The organism is Limnobacter sp., assembly GCF_964228395.1.
Lineage (GTDB): Bacteria > Pseudomonadota > Gammaproteobacteria > Burkholderiales > Burkholderiaceae_B > Limnobacter.
In genome coordinates, this window is sequence record NZ_CAXQZX010000169.1 from 1 (window position 1) to 13,506 (window position 13,506).

The 13,506-nt window shown below is 55.9% G+C and carries 12 protein-coding genes; 8 read left to right on the top strand and 4 right to left on the bottom strand.

Annotated elements, in window-relative coordinates; genetic code table 11:
• The 3 genes from ACEQU8_RS14165 to ACEQU8_RS14175 all read left to right on the top strand — a co-directional run.
• On the top strand, positions 1-458 hold a 458-nt coding region (locus tag ACEQU8_RS14165), incomplete at its 5' end, for an efflux RND transporter periplasmic adaptor subunit (RefSeq protein WP_370264462.1).
• A complete protein-coding gene (locus ACEQU8_RS14170) occupies positions 455-3,601 on the top strand; it encodes an efflux RND transporter permease subunit (protein WP_370264463.1) in 3,147 nt (1,048 codons plus the stop codon). The genes ACEQU8_RS14165 and ACEQU8_RS14170, both read left to right, overlap by 4 nt.
• Positions 3,594-5,045, top strand: coding sequence for an efflux transporter outer membrane subunit (locus tag ACEQU8_RS14175; protein WP_370264464.1), 1,452 nt, complete (start codon positions 3,594-3,596; stop codon positions 5,043-5,045). Before ACEQU8_RS14170 ends, ACEQU8_RS14175 begins: the two co-directional genes overlap by 8 nt.
• Before the next feature lie 2 nt (positions 5,046-5,047).
• Here the strand turns inward: ACEQU8_RS14175 and ACEQU8_RS14180 are convergent, their stop codons facing one another.
• Entirely contained in the window at positions 5,048-5,848 is an 801-nt protein-coding gene (locus ACEQU8_RS14180; protein ID WP_370264474.1) for a crotonase/enoyl-CoA hydratase family protein, read from the bottom strand.
• Between the two features lie 34 nt (positions 5,849-5,882).
• Between ACEQU8_RS14180 and ACEQU8_RS14185 the strand changes: the two genes are divergently transcribed.
• Positions 5,883-7,181 (top strand): PcfJ domain-containing protein, encoded by a 1,299-nt coding sequence (locus tag ACEQU8_RS14185; RefSeq protein ID WP_370264475.1) that lies wholly within the window; start codon positions 5,883-5,885, stop codon positions 7,179-7,181.
• Between the two features lie 16 nt (positions 7,182-7,197).
• On the opposite strand, the gene ACEQU8_RS14190 is transcribed toward ACEQU8_RS14185, so the two are convergent.
• The 3 genes from ACEQU8_RS14190 to yjgA are packed head-to-tail and all read right to left on the bottom strand — an operon-like array spanning position 7,198 to position 9,005.
• Positions 7,198-7,869, bottom strand: coding sequence for an alpha/beta hydrolase (locus ACEQU8_RS14190; RefSeq protein WP_370264465.1), 672 nt, complete (start codon positions 7,867-7,869; stop codon positions 7,198-7,200).
• A 3-nt stretch (positions 7,870-7,872) separates the two neighbouring features.
• Positions 7,873-8,472, bottom strand: a complete 600-nt coding sequence (mog, locus tag ACEQU8_RS14195) for a molybdopterin adenylyltransferase (RefSeq protein WP_370264466.1) — start codon at positions 8,470-8,472, stop codon at positions 7,873-7,875.
• Positions 8,469-9,005: a ribosome biogenesis factor YjgA gene (gene yjgA, locus ACEQU8_RS14200; protein ID WP_370264468.1), complete on the bottom strand. Its 537-nt coding sequence runs from the start codon at positions 9,003-9,005 to the stop codon at positions 8,469-8,471. The genes mog and yjgA overlap by 4 nt, the downstream gene beginning before the upstream one ends.
• 45 nt (positions 9,006-9,050) lie before the next feature.
• Here yjgA and pmbA point away from each other — a divergent pair, with 45 nt between their 5' ends.
• The 4 genes from pmbA to ACEQU8_RS14220 form a co-directional block, all read left to right on the top strand.
• Entirely contained in the window at positions 9,051-10,403 is a 1,353-nt protein-coding gene (gene pmbA, locus ACEQU8_RS14205; RefSeq protein ID WP_370264469.1) for a metalloprotease PmbA, read from the top strand.
• Positions 10,404-10,406: 3 nt separating this feature from the next.
• Positions 10,407-11,507, top strand: a complete 1,101-nt coding sequence (locus ACEQU8_RS14210) for a TRAP transporter substrate-binding protein (protein WP_370264470.1) — start codon at positions 10,407-10,409, stop codon at positions 11,505-11,507.
• A 203-nt stretch (positions 11,508-11,710) separates the two neighbouring features.
• Entirely contained in the window at positions 11,711-12,379 is a 669-nt protein-coding gene (locus ACEQU8_RS14215; protein WP_370264472.1) for a LuxR C-terminal-related transcriptional regulator, read from the top strand.
• A partial coding sequence (locus ACEQU8_RS14220; protein ID WP_370264473.1) for a sensor histidine kinase occupies positions 12,379-13,506 on the top strand: 1,128 nt, incomplete at its 3' end. The genes ACEQU8_RS14215 and ACEQU8_RS14220, both read left to right, overlap by 1 nt.

The following is a 13,506-nucleotide window of genomic DNA, read 5'->3' on the forward strand; positions in this document are numbered from 1 at the left end:
TGCCCGAGGCTTTGCTGGGCGAGTTAAGTAACCTGCCCGCCAAGTCGCTCGGCGTCGAGGTGGCTTCACCTGCCTTGCCCGGCAAAACTTTTCAGGCCCAAGTGGTGGCCTTGGACAATCGGCTGGATCGTCAAACCCGAACCCTCCGTGTGCGTGCCAACTTCAACAACCAGGAGGACCTGATTCGCCCCGGCATGTCTTTCAACGTTCGTGTGGCCATGAAAGGGCAAGCCAGGCTGACCGTGCCAGAAATCGCAGTGCAGTGGGACCGCTCGGGAGCTTATGTGTGGCTTGTGCGCGAGGGGCACGCACATCGTGAAAACATTCAGGTGGTGGACCGGCGCAACGGGCTTGTTTTTTTGCAAGGCGAAATGAAGCCCGGTGAACAGGTCGTGGTTGAAGGGGTGTTGCGCTTGCAGGACGGCGTGCCAGTGCAGCTGATCGAGGACCCACTGTGAGCAAAGATTACCTGCGTGGCCTCACCGCGCTGGGCCTGAAGCGGCCAGTTCTTGTTGTTGTCATGAACCTGCTGATTATTTTGGCAGGGGTGGCCAGCATGATGGGGGTGGAGGTTCGGGAACTGCCCGACATAGACCGACCTGTGGTGGTGGTGCGAGCGGTTTACCAAGGAGCCTCCCCAAGCACCATCGACACCGAGGTCACCTCCAAACTGGAAGGTGCGGTGGCCCGAGTGTCGGGGGTTAAGCGTATCCAAAGCTCCAGCGAAGAAAACAACGCGCGCATTCGCCTTGAATTTGCGGCAGGCACTGACATCAATGTGGCTGCCAACGATGTTCGTGAAGCGGTAAGCCGCGTGCAACGTGAACTGCCTGATAATCTTGAACAGCTATTGGTGATCAAGGCAGATGACAACGCCAGGCCAGTGGTTCAATTGGCGGCCTACAGCAACACCCTCCCCATGGAAGATCTGGCTCTGCGCGTAGAGACCAACATTGCCCCCACGTTTGTATCGATCAATGGCGTGGCTGACGTCACTCTGAATGGTAGCCAGCCCAAGGTGTTGCGGGTACTGCTTGATTCTGGCCGCTTGGCCAGGTACGCCATGGCACCCAATGATGTGTTGGCCACATTGCAAACTCTCAACCTGGACGTGCCTGCCGGCAGTTATTTGTCCACGGGGCAAGAGTTGTTGGTGCGGGCCAATGCTTCCACAGTGGATGTGGAGCAAATTAAAAACATGCCTGTTAAAGGGGCGATTCGCGTGGGCGATGTGGCCTCTGTGTATTACGGCCCCATGTCGGCGGAGTCGTATTCTTTGCTCAATGGCAGGTCTGTGGTGGCCATGGGTGTTCTTAGGCAGGCGGGAGGTAACACCATCGCCATTGCTGCCGATGTTAAAGCCCGCATTGAGCAGTTCAATTCGCAAAACCGCGACATTCAACTCGTGCTGATAGCTGACGACTCGGTGTTTATTAAAGGAGCCTTGCAAGAGGTGCTCACCTCACTGGTGTTTGCCGTGTTGGTGGTCTTGGTGGTCATCGCTGTGTTTTTGGGGCAGTGGCGCGCCGTGCTGATTCCAGCCGTCACCATGCCAGTGTCGCTGGTCGGTACTTTGGCTGCCATCTGGTTGGCCGGGTTTTCTGTGAACATCTTGACCCTTTTGGCTTTGGTGTTGGCCACGGGCCTGATTGTGGATGATGCCATTGTGGTGCTGGAGAATATTCAGCGTCGTCGCAGGCTGGGCGAGCCCATGGCGGTGGCGGCCTTGCTGGGCACGCGGCAGGTGTTTTTCGCTGTCATAGCAACCACCGCATCTTTGGCCTCTGTGTTTTTGCCGATTGCATTTTTGCCTGGCGAAACAGGTCGATTGTTTCGGGAATTTGGCATGGTGTTGTCCATGTCGGTGGTCATCAGCACTTTTGTGGCGTTGAGCATTTGCCCCATGATGGCCTCGCGCTTGTTAACGGATGCACAATTTGATGAATCGACCAAACCCCGCTGGTTCAAAGGGCTTGAGCGTTGGGGGGCATGGGTGGCAGAGGCCTATGCAAGCAGCCTGGATTACTTTTTGGCGCGTCGGGCTCTCTTTGTTGTGGTGTTTGTGGTCATCGGCGGCTTGGGTGTGTTGGCGGCCAGCATGTTAAATCGTGAGCTGGTACCACAAGAGGACCGTGGTCGATTGGTGGTGGCTCTCAATGGACCCGATGGCGCTTCTCTAGAGTACAGCGGTCGGCAGGGCCAGATCATCGAAAAGGCCTTGTTGCCCTACCAGGAGCAGGGCTTGATCACAGACCTTTTCACCATTGTAGGTCGATGGGACAAAAACAGGGTTTTTGTACAAGCCAACCTCGCCGATTGGGGGGAGCGCAACATCACTCAACAGCAGTTGGCCAAACAGGTCAGCAAAGCAATTTCAGACCTGCCCGGTGGGCAGGTTCGCATCGTTCAAGAAAGCAGTTTGAACATTCGCGGCGGTGGGTCTGGTTTGCAAATTGCGGTGTTGGGGGATGATTACAACGAGTTGGCCAACGCAGCCGACGCCTTGGCTTTGGCGCTGGAGGCGCAAATGCCATTGGTGCAGGATGTACGCGTGCAATACGACACCTCTCAGCCCGAGCTTGGCTTTGAGGTGGATCGCCTACGCGCCAATGACCTTCAGGTGCCCGTGGCCCGAGTGATGCAGACCCTGCAGATCATGGCTGACGAATACCGTTTGCTCGATTTGAGTGTGGCTGACCAAGCCGTACCGGTCATGCTTGGGGCAGCAGAGGGGAGCTTGCGCTCACCCCGCGATTTGTTGAATGTGTTTGTGAGCAATGAGGCGGGACGTCTGATTCCGTTGTCGGCCTTGGTTCAGGTGTCTGAGCGTGGCGTTGCTGCTGAACTGGATAGACATGCACAGCGACGGGCTGTTGATCTGGATGTGGGCATTCCACCGGGCACTGACTTGGCTCGCGTCATGGCCGACATTCGCACAGTGGCTGCCTCCACCTTGCCAGGCAATGTGAGTTTGATTTTTTTGGGTGAGGCCGCCACGCTGGAAGAAACCTCCAGCGAGATGCTGATTACTTTTGCGTTGGCCCTGATTGTGGTGTTCTTGGTGTTGGCTGCCCAGTTCGAGAACGTGGGCAGTGCCCTGGTGGTGATGTTTACCGTGCCTTTTGGTATGGCTGCTGCGGTTTTTGCATTGTTGGCCACGGGGCAGTCTTTGAATTTGTTCAGCCAGGTGGGTTTGGTGTTGCTCATTGGTCTCATGACCAAAAATGCCATCTTGTTGGTCGAGATGATGGACCAGTTGCGCGATGAAGGCCTCAGCATCGCCGATGCCATTCGACAGGCCGCCAGCTTGCGCCTGCGGCCGGTGGCCATGACCGTGTTGTCCACATTACTGGGTGTGGTGCCCTTGGTGCTCAGTGGGGGGCCTGGTGCAGAGTCCCGTGAGGCGATTGCCTGGGTGGTCTTGGGTGGCTTGGGATTGTCCAGCCTGTTTACCCTGTACCTCGCGCCGCTGGGCTATTCCCTGGTGGCGCCCCACATGAAGCCCCGTGCCCATGCCGAGCAAGCGCTGGAATCGGCCCTGGCCAACCATTTGGCAGGGCAGCAGGCGGCGGGGCACAAGCAAGGGGCAAGCGATGTATAGGGTCGTGGGTTTGAGCGTGTTATTGGCTTTGGGTCTGTCTGCGTGCAGCACCGCGCAGCCAGAGCTTGCGCCATTGCAAGCCAGGGCGCCTGGTCAGTTTCAAGGTCAGGATTTGCTCAACAAGCTGGCGCAGGCTTCGTCAAGTCAGGTTGCGTCGCAGTGGTGGGCAGGGTTTGGCGACCCCACGCTGAACACGCTCATTGAGCAGGCCATCCGCAATAATTTCACCGTGCGTGCTTCTGCCGCCAGGGTGCAAGAGGCACAGGCCTTGTTGCAGCTCAACAGCGCTCAGGAAGGTTTGCTTGTGGAGCTTGATGCAGTGGCCACTGCACAACGGTCTGAACGCGGAAACCTGCTCGCAGCCAGCACTGGCGGCACTGGCAGCGCTTCAAACGTGTCGCGCCGCGAGGAAGTGTTGGGGGGCATCGGCATTGCCTTGCCCTTGGATGTCGCCGGAGGTCTGCAACAGCAAACTCGGGCAGCCGCGGCCAATTTACTGGCACTACAGGCTCAGTTGCGGGCTGACATCGTAAATACCAGCACCGCAGTTGCGCAGGAATACCTGCGAATGCGTGGCAACCAAAAGCAATTGGATCTGTTACGGGGGGCGGTGGCTTTGCAAGAGGAGACGCTGAAGGTGGTACGCGCACGATTCGAGGCCGGGCTTTCGCCCGAACTGGATGTGCGTCGGGCCGAAACTTCAGTCGAAAATTTGCGCGCCAGCATTGCTCCGCTCGAAAAGTCTGTGCAAGATGCGCGATTCCGTTTGGCCACGCTGGCGGGGCGGTTTGCCTGGGGTGATGAAGCGGCCTTGGCCCGAGAGGGTGAGTTGCCGACCTTCAGCGGAGAAGTGCCCAATGCTTTGCCCTTGCAGGTGTTACAAAACCGCCCTGAGGTTCAAGTGGCTCAGGCCCGGTTTGCGCAGGCTGCGGCCGAAGTAGGGGTGGCTCAAGCGGATTTTTATCCCTCTGTGGCCTTGATGGCCGACCTTCGGTTTGGCAACGTGGCCAGCAACGGCAACCCGGCGGTGGGCGTGTTGGTGGGAGCCTTGTCGGCCATGATTTCACAAGTGGTGTGGGATGGCGGAGCCCGGCAGGCGCAACTGGATGCTGCAAAGGCACGCGCGGATGGCGCCTTGGCCAACTATGAACAGGTGTTGCGCGAGGTGGTGCAAGGTGTCGAATTGGCCCTTACGGCCGTGGATGCTTCATCCAGGCGTCAACAGGCTTTGATGAAGGCGGTCACTTCCAGCCGCAGAAGTTTTGAGCAAGCAGAAGCCTTGTACCAATTGGGCTTGATCAGTTTTCTCGATGTGGTAGATGCCCAGCGTGTGCTGGCCAACGCAGAACAAACCCTGGCTGCCGAACAAACCGAGTACGCGCTACGAATCACCAGTTTATTTCAAGCGCTGGGGGTACAGCACGGTTTCCCCCAGCTCAATTAATTCTACTGGCGTTGCTCGCCATGCCGTCCAGAGCCTTCTGTGAATGCCTCCGCCCCTTCGCTGGTCTCCCCAGAGGACAGGGTGTTCAAGCCAAACTCAAACTCTTCTTCAATGGCTTTGTGTTCACTTAAACCCCACTGGGTTAAAACGCTTTGCCGGTCGTTGCGCATGCAGGTTTGAGGCAGTGCACACAGTTGGCTGGCCAACTCGATGGCAGCGGGCAGCGCCTCATCGGCATCCACAAGGCGGTTGGCCAATCCCCAGGCATGGGCTTCTTCGGCTTCCACTGGGCGACCCGTCAAAATCATGTCCATGGCACGGCTTTGGCCAATCAAGCGGGGCAGTCTTACGGTGCCCCCATCGATCAAGGGCACGCCAAAGCGGCGGCAAAATACCCCCATCACTGCTTTGCGGCTGAGCACGCGCATGTCACACCACAAGGCCAGTTCCAGGCCACCTGCCACACAAAAGCCATCCACCGCCGCAATCACAGGCTTGCTCAGTTCCATGCGGCTGATGCCCATCGGCCCGGCGCCATGGCGTTCCAGACGGTTGACGCGGCTTGGGTCGCCCGAGGCCACCGCTTTAAGGTCTGCGCCCGCGCAAAAATGGCCGCCTTCACCACTTAAAACAGCCACCTTGGCCAGTTTGTCCTGCTCGAATGCCTGAAACGCCTTTTCAAGCAAATCGGCTGTGTATCGGTCGACGCAATTGCGCATTTCCGGGCGGTTGATTGAAATTTGCCAAATCTCGCCTTGCTGTAGAATTCGAGTGATTACTGGTTCGCTGTCTAGGTCTGTCATCATGCGCCCTGTTTTGGAATTTGAATTGAACACGATGTCCTGCAATAGGGTCAGCATACATCGAGTTCCATCGGCCAGGCTGCCAGCGCGTTTTGTCAGCACACGTTCGGGTTTGTTTTTTGAGTGGAATCTGGCTTGCCGAGCCAAGGTGGATGAGCGCGCGCCGCTGCTGATCGATGATGCAAAGGCCTGGCAACTTAAAATGGATCTCTTGAAGTCTACTTGGCGAGCCCCCCCCAGTCTTCAAACCCCAGAGCATTTCAAAGGGCGAGTGCGCCATTTGAGTGTGGCCGATTTAAGCCTTGCAGATCTTCAGCGCGCCTGGACTCAGGCCGTCATGGCCTTGCATGGTCGGGCTGTTTTTCGGCTTTGCTTGACCATTTACCCCAGGCACGCCCACCTGTTTGATTTACATCGCGTGGCGGCACATCGCCAAACTTTGCTGGCACGCTTCAAGGAGCGACCCGCGCTGGCCCCATTGATGGGGCAAGACCCGGGCATGTGGAACAGTTTTCCGAATTGGCAGTGCATCAAACGGCGCTTGTTGGCTTTGGGGCTCAATCCGCAGGCTTGGCGGTGGTTGAACCATCAACCGCGTGCGTATATTGCAAAAATGGCGTGGTCGTCCTTGGGGCATCTTGCTTGGGCGAATTTTCATGCGGCTTTGGGGAGGGCGTTGCCAGTGAGCAGTGTAGATGCTCAAACGGGCGCGTTGGCGGGTTTTGGGGGGCTTGCCGCCTGGCTGCGTCGCAATCATCAGGACCTGTGTTCGCCCTTGGCGCTGAATGTATTGCGGGCCACGCGATTGGCCATGCTGCGGCGCGCTCAGGCCACTTCACGAACGCATCAAAAAGAATTGGAAGCAGAGGAGTTTCCCCTGATTGTCGATTGGTTGTTGGGGGTTTCCAGGCAGCATGCGCCCAGCATTTCACGCCATTGGACTTACGATACCTTAATGGCAAAGCAGTCGCATTGGCACTTGGTCGAGCGCAATTGGAACACGGGGCGGCCCGATGTGTTCTGGCCGCAGGTGTTGGGCATGGGCATGTTGGGCGAGGTGGGCAGTTACGTGGAGTTGTCTTCCCTCCATGCGCTGTTGCAAGAGTCAAAACGCATGCATCATTGCGTGCCTTCGTACATCGACCGTTGTATCGATGGGGAGGTGAGCATTTTTCATTTGCAGTTGAAAGGCCCTGTGCCAGAACGTGCAACGCTTGAATTGCGTCGGCAGGGCGCGCGTGGTTGGCTGATTGCACAACTCAAGGGCCCTTGCAATGCCCCGGTAACGCCAGCCATGCACAGGCTGGCGACCATGCTGCTTGGCAAGCTCTAAAGCCCGGGCTCTGGGTTTAGTTTGGCAGCACTTTTTTAAGAAATTCAGCGATGGCCACCACTTCCTCGCCGCACACGGAGTGGGCAATGGGGTAGGTGAGCCATTGAATCGGCATGCCCTTGGCTTTTAGTAGCTCTACTGCTTTTTGACCACGATCAACCAACACGATGTTGTCTTGGGTGCCGTGGGCGGCCAGCACAGGGACCTTCAGGTTGGCGGTTTTAATTTCGGCCTCTAGCGAATCGGTACAAGGCAGGTAAGTGGACAGTGCAATCAAACCAGCCAAGGTGTGCTTACTGCGCAGCCCGGTTTGGTAGGTGATGGCACCACCTTGCGAAAACCCGGCCAGCACAATTTGATGGGGTGCAAAACCCGCTTCAATTTGGGACTCAATCAGTGCTTCAATGGCTGCCTGGCTTTGGCGTATGCCTTGCTCATCTTCTTGGCGTTGCAGATCCACGTTGCGAATGTCGTACCAAGCGCGCATTACATAGCCCCCATTGATACTCACGGGGATTTGCGGCGCATGGGGAAATAAAAAACGCGTCGGCGGCAAACCCAATTGTTCCAATTCCTTAACAATTGGTACAAAGTCGTAGCCATCGGCGCCAAGCCCGTGTAGCCAAATGACGCAGCCAGTGGGCTTGGGACCAGTTTCGACAGTGACACAATCCATCGTTGTACTCATGGCTTAGGCTTCCTTTGGGGTGGTGCGGATGGCCGATTTGGGCCTGAACGCTTTAACAATGTCTTCCCGGGTTTCCAGGTAGGGCCCGCCGATCAGGTCGATGCAATAAGGTATGGCCGCAAATATGCCCTTAACCAAGGGTTTGCCTTCGGCGTCTTTGAGCCCCTCCAGGGTTTCGGCAATGGCCTTGGGTTGGCCCGGCAAGTTCAGGATCAGGCTCTCGCCACGAATAACCGCCACCTGCCGGGACAGAATCGCCGTGGGCACAAAGTGAAGGCTGATTTGTCGCATCTGCTCGCCAAACCCTGGCATTTCTTTGTGGGCCACGGCCAGAGTGGCTTCGGGTGTTACATCTCGCTTGGCCGGCCCGGTGCCGCCAGTGGTGCAAATCAGGCTACATTTGTGATGATCAGCCAGTTTGGTCAGGGCTTCTTCAATTTGTGGCTGTTCATCAGGAATCAGCACTTCAACAAATTCAATCGGGTTGAGCAGGGCTTTGCTTAGCCAGGTCTTTAAACTGGGAATGCCTTGGTCGGCGTACACACCTTGAGAGGCGCGATCGCTGACCGACACCAACCCGATTTTTACAGCCTCGTGGTTCATGGCGACTCCTGTTGCTGCTGGTCTTCGATTAGGCGATAAATAATCTGGAACAACTGCCGATAGTTGCGGGGCGGTTTGTTGGCTGCACGCTCTTGCGCAGCCTGCCGAATCATGGGATTTAAGTTTTCTTGCGCTGCGGCCGGGTAGGCTTTAATCAATTCGGCCAACAGGGCTGGATTTTCGATCAATCGCTCGCGCCATTCCTCGGCGGCGTGCAGGTGTAGGGTTTTTAGCTTCTGCTCCACGCTTTCGCCATTAACCCAGGCTTGTATCTCCTCGTGCTCTTCTTGACGCATTAGCTTGCCGATGAATTGCAGTTGCCGTTTTTTGGCACCAAAACTTTTGCATTTGTGATAATCACCAATCGCTTCAAGCAAACGCTCACCCAAAGGCGCACGTTTTACCTTTTCATAGGGCAAGTCGCAAAGGGTTTTGCCGAGGTCTTGCAAGGCCAACATGTCACGCTTGACGGCTGACTTGCTTGGGCGATCATCTTCATCAAAGTCGCCGGAGAGGTCGTTTTCTGTGTTCATGGGCTGTATATTAGCCATTTTTGGCAGTCATTTTCGCAGGGCAATATGGGCTTTAGCTTTAAATCCGAGACATTTCAAGAATTGACCGAATATGCACTGACCAAGGCAAAGTCCTTGGGGGCCACCGACTGTGCCGTGGATATCAGCGAGGCAGTCGGGCAGTCGGTCAGTGTGCGCATGGGAGAGGTAGAAACCATTGAGCAAACTCGCGACAAAAGTTTTGGCGTCAGCCTGTTTGTCGGGCAGAAGCGTGGCAATGCATCTTCCTCGGATTTTTCCCTGGCTGCCATAGACGCAACAATCCAGGCTGCCTTGGACATTGCAAAATACACAGCAGCAGACAAATTCGCAGGCTTGCCTGATGCTGGCGAGTTGTCCAAGCGCCATCGCGATCTGGATCTTTATCATCCCTGGTCCTTGTCTACCGCCAAGGCTGTGGAAAAGGCCTTGGCCATGGAACAGGCCGCGTTTGATGTCAGCAAAAAAATTCGCAATTCCGATGGGGCGAATGTGTCCACCGAAAGCGGTCATTTTTTTGCCGCAAACAGCCGAGGGTTTCGCGGTGGCTACCCGTATTCGAGGCACTCCTTGTCGGTGTCACCCATTGCACAGGCGGGTCGCACCAAAGACAGCCCGATGCAGCGAGACTACTGGTATTCCTCTGAGCGCAATGCAAAGCACCTCGACAAACCCGCTCGCATCGGCAAAATTGCCGCTGAGCGGGCGCTGGCGCGTTTGGGGTCCAAGCCAATTACAACACGCAAGTGCCCTGTGGTGTTTGAAGCGCCTGTGGCGGCGGGCTTGCTGGGGCATTACATCGGTGCAGTATCAGGCGCATCGTTGTATCGTAAAACGTCTTTTTTGCTTGATTCGCTGGGCAAGCCAGTTTGGGCGCCACACATCACCATCAAAGAAGATCCGTTCATTCTTGGTGCACATGGCAGTTCGCCATTCGATGAAGAAGGTGTAAAGGTTAAGGCGCGTACCGTGGTCAAAAAGGGCGTGTGCAACGGCTATTTTTTGTCGACCTACTCGGCGCGCAAGCTGGGCATGCAATCCACCGGCAATGCGGGGGGAACCCACAACCTGCTGCTGCAGTCGACCCGCACGGTGCCCGGTGGCTTGCCGGGTTTGTTAAAAACCATGGGCACGGGCTTGCTGGTGACTGAGCTGATGGGGCAGGGGGTCAATGGCGTCACGGGCGATTACTCCCGCGGTGCATTCGGTTATTGGGTTGAAAACGGCGTCATTGTTCACCCGGTTGAAGAAATCACCATTGCCGGCAACCTGAAGGACATGTTGGCCAATATTGCGGCTGTGGGGGACGATGCGCAGTGGCGTGGCAGCAAGCACATGGGCAGCCTATTGATCGAATCCATGACCGTGGCTGGCAACTAAACCATGAGCAGGCGATCTTTTTTGCACAAGGCGGTAACGGGAGTTGCGGGGGTTGCCGGTGTGGCTGGATCAGCGGCCTTACCCCAAGGTGCATTCGCTGCCAAGGGTCCCAGCGTGCGTTGGCGGCTTACTTCGAGTTTTCCCAAGAGTCTTGATGCCATCTGGGGTGTTGGGCCAAGAATGGCCGAGCGAGTGCTAGAGCTCACAGATGGCAAGTTTGAGATTCGCGCGTTTGCGGCTGGCGAAATAGTGCCCGGTCTGCAAGTGCTCGATGCGGTTCAGAACGGTACGGTGGAATGTGGTCACACCGCCTCTTACTACTATGTTGGCAAAAACACCGCATTTGCGTTTGAAACCACCCTGCCGTTTGGCCTAACCGCCCGCCAACACAACGCCTGGTACTACTTTGGCGGTGGGCAACAGCTCACACGGGAGTTCTTGAAAAACTACAACATCATCAATTTTCCCGGGGGCAACACCGGCACCCAGATGGGGGGATGGTGGCGTTCTGAGATCAAATCTGTTCGCGATCTTCAAGGCATGAAGATTCGCATTCCAGGTTTTGGCGGGCGCATTATGGCCGCTTTGGGCGCAGTGCCCCAAACCATACCCGGTGGGGATATTTACCCCGCGCTTGAAAAGGGGACCATCGATGCAGCCGAATGGGTGGGTCCTTACGACGATGAAAAGCTGGGTTTCCACAAGGTGGCCAAGTATTACTACTACCCAGGGTTTTGGGAGCCAGGCGCAAGCCTAAGCTACTACGTGAATCAAGCCGCCTGGGCCAGTCTTCCTAAACAATATCAAACCGCGTTTGAAGTGGCCGCAGCCGAAGCGGCCATGCGCATGAATGCCGAATATGACGCCAAAAACCCGCCTGCCTTGGCCCGTTTGATTCGTGCTGGAGCGCAACTGCGCCTGTATCCCCGAGATGTGCTGGAGGCTGCTTACGCAGAGGCCGAAAAAATTTATGCTCAAGAGCGCCAAAACAATCCGGATTTCAAAAAGTTTTTCGATTCCTGGAATGTGTTCCGACACGACCAAAGCAATTGGTTCCGTGTGGCCGAAAACGCCTTGTCCTCTTTTATTCCCAGAACCAAGTAAGTTTTTGACGCTCGCTTGATGATCCCATAACAATAAGTGGTTAAACAAACCGCTATTTTTTGGGAACCAATTCCCCCCTGTGAGTCACCCAACGCAGTGTCGCCCCTAACGGGGTTGTTCCGGCTATTTCGGCTGTCGTATTTTGTTGCTCATTGGGTTCTCCAACAGCTGCCTTCAGCCACAGACTTGTACGGGAATAATTTATGTCATCTCAAAACCAACTGCGCGTATTCATCATCGACGACCACCCCATCATCGCCATGGCGTTGCGCGACATCATGAACTCCCGCTACAGCGATCTCGAGGTCAAACTGTTCAGCCGCATTAGCCCGGCACTGGAGCACAGCCGCTTTGAACAACCCGATTTGGTTCTTCTCGATTTGGGGCTGCCCGACATGCCGCCTCAAAAGGTGCTTGAAACCGCACTTGAAACTTTCGATTACAGCCGCACCCTGGTTATTTCCGGCAATGAAGAAATTCTGGGTGATCTGGCCGACGAATACCCAGAGACCGAGTTTGTGTCCAAAGGCATCACCCAAGACCGCGTGTTGAGTGTGCTTGACAGCATGGTATTGCGCTTGCGACGCAACAACTGGACCGATCAAATCAGTCAAAAAAGCCAAACGACCAACGGGTTCACCATCGGCCAGCGCATGGCCCGCATCACCGAACGGCAAGTGTCCGTGTTGTATCGAATTGCAAAAGGTGAGTCCAATCATGAAATTGCTCAAAACCTTGGCTTGTCGCCCGAGACCGTAAAAACCCATGTGCGCAGTATTCTGGCGCGACTCAACGCTCGCAACCGTCTTGAAGCCGCCATGCTTTATCGCGCTTGGCAAGAACAAAAAACCGACGAGGTGTACTCCGACTAATGGGGCTCACCATGCGCCACATCACCAAGCTCAGTGTGCTGATTCAGCAGCATTATGATGTCAGCCTGCTGGCCTCGCTGAGCCTGTTTCCCCTGTTGTTGGCCAGTGTGGGCACTCACCACGCTGCGCAGGCGCAAATTCTTTACTTTGCTGTCATCAGTGGTTTTGTGTTGCACGCCAAGGTGTCTTGTACCCGTGCGGCACGCATGCCCCCCACCGAAAAGTTGTGGTTGTTGGTGTTTGCTGCCTCATTTGGTGCATGGATCATTTCGTTTACCTGGCGTGAAGTGGCTTTTACCGCGCTTTGTATTGTTGCGCCATTTTTGCTCTGGGCCGTGTTGTTTGAGCGGCAACATCGCTACCACATGGCCCGCCAGCGCATCCAGAAGCGCCGGGCTCAGCAAATGCGCTGGCGTGTGGCCAAGCGGGCTGTGCTCAGCGAATGGAAAGAGCGACTGCGATGGTTGGCTGGGGTTCAACATGACATGCGCCAGCCACTGCACGCGCTTGGCTTATTGGTGGGGCACCCCTCGCTGTTGCCGCACCTTACCCACACCAAAACCCACCAAGTGATACGGCAAATGACCAGCTGTCAGCGCTGGTTGCACGATCTTGCAGAAAACATGCTGGAGGCCACCCGACTGGAATTGGGTGAACAGCGTGAACAACGTATCGAGGCCTTGTCGAGCACGGACCTCTGCAAATCCATCGAGGGCTGGATTGGGCAGTTGGCCGAGTCCAAGGGTTTGCACTTTGAGGTCGATGTTGAGGAGTTTCAAATTCACACCGATTCGCGTCGATTAAAGCGGGTGATCGGCAATTTGGTGTTCAACGCAGTTGAGCACACCCATGAAGGCGGGGTGCAGTTTTGTTATCGCCGCGTGGGGGGTGTACACCGGTTTACAGTCACAGATTCTGGCCCCGGGCTGGACGAAAACCTTTTAAAACGCAGCGGTAGTGCAGTGTCTGGGTTTGGAAGTGATTTGCCCAAAACCGGCATTGGTTTGTATGTGGTCAAGCGTTTGTGCCAAGAAATGGCCTGGAACCTCTCGATGTTTAATTTGCCACAAGGCGGCACCAGTTTTACGCTTGAGTTGGCAGATCGCATTCCTGTGAGTAAACCCGCT

Bases quoted from the DNA above. Each gene is read 5' to 3' on its own strand.
- mog (WP_370264466.1), bottom strand. From the start codon at position 8,472: ATGAACCACGAGGCTGTAAAAATCGGGTTGGTGTCGGTCAGCGATCGC.
- ACEQU8_RS14190 (WP_370264465.1), bottom strand. From the start codon at position 7,869: ATGAGTACAACGATGGATTGTGTCACTGTCGAAACTGGTCCCAAGCCC.
- ACEQU8_RS14210 (WP_370264470.1), top strand. From the start codon at position 10,407: ATGAGCAGGCGATCTTTTTTGCACAAGGCGGTAACGGGAGTTGCGGGG.
- ACEQU8_RS14175 (WP_370264464.1), top strand. From the start codon at position 3,594: ATGTATAGGGTCGTGGGTTTGAGCGTGTTATTGGCTTTGGGTCTGTCT.
- ACEQU8_RS14215 (WP_370264472.1), top strand. From the start codon at position 11,711: ATGTCATCTCAAAACCAACTGCGCGTATTCATCATCGACGACCACCCC.
- ACEQU8_RS14185 (WP_370264475.1), top strand. From the start codon at position 5,883: ATGTCCTGCAATAGGGTCAGCATACATCGAGTTCCATCGGCCAGGCTG.
- yjgA (WP_370264468.1), bottom strand. From the start codon at position 9,005: ATGAACACAGAAAACGACCTCTCCGGCGACTTTGATGAAGATGATCGC.
- ACEQU8_RS14180 (WP_370264474.1), bottom strand. From the start codon at position 5,848: ATGACAGACCTAGACAGCGAACCAGTAATCACTCGAATTCTACAGCAA.
- pmbA (WP_370264469.1), top strand. From the start codon at position 9,051: ATGGGCTTTAGCTTTAAATCCGAGACATTTCAAGAATTGACCGAATAT.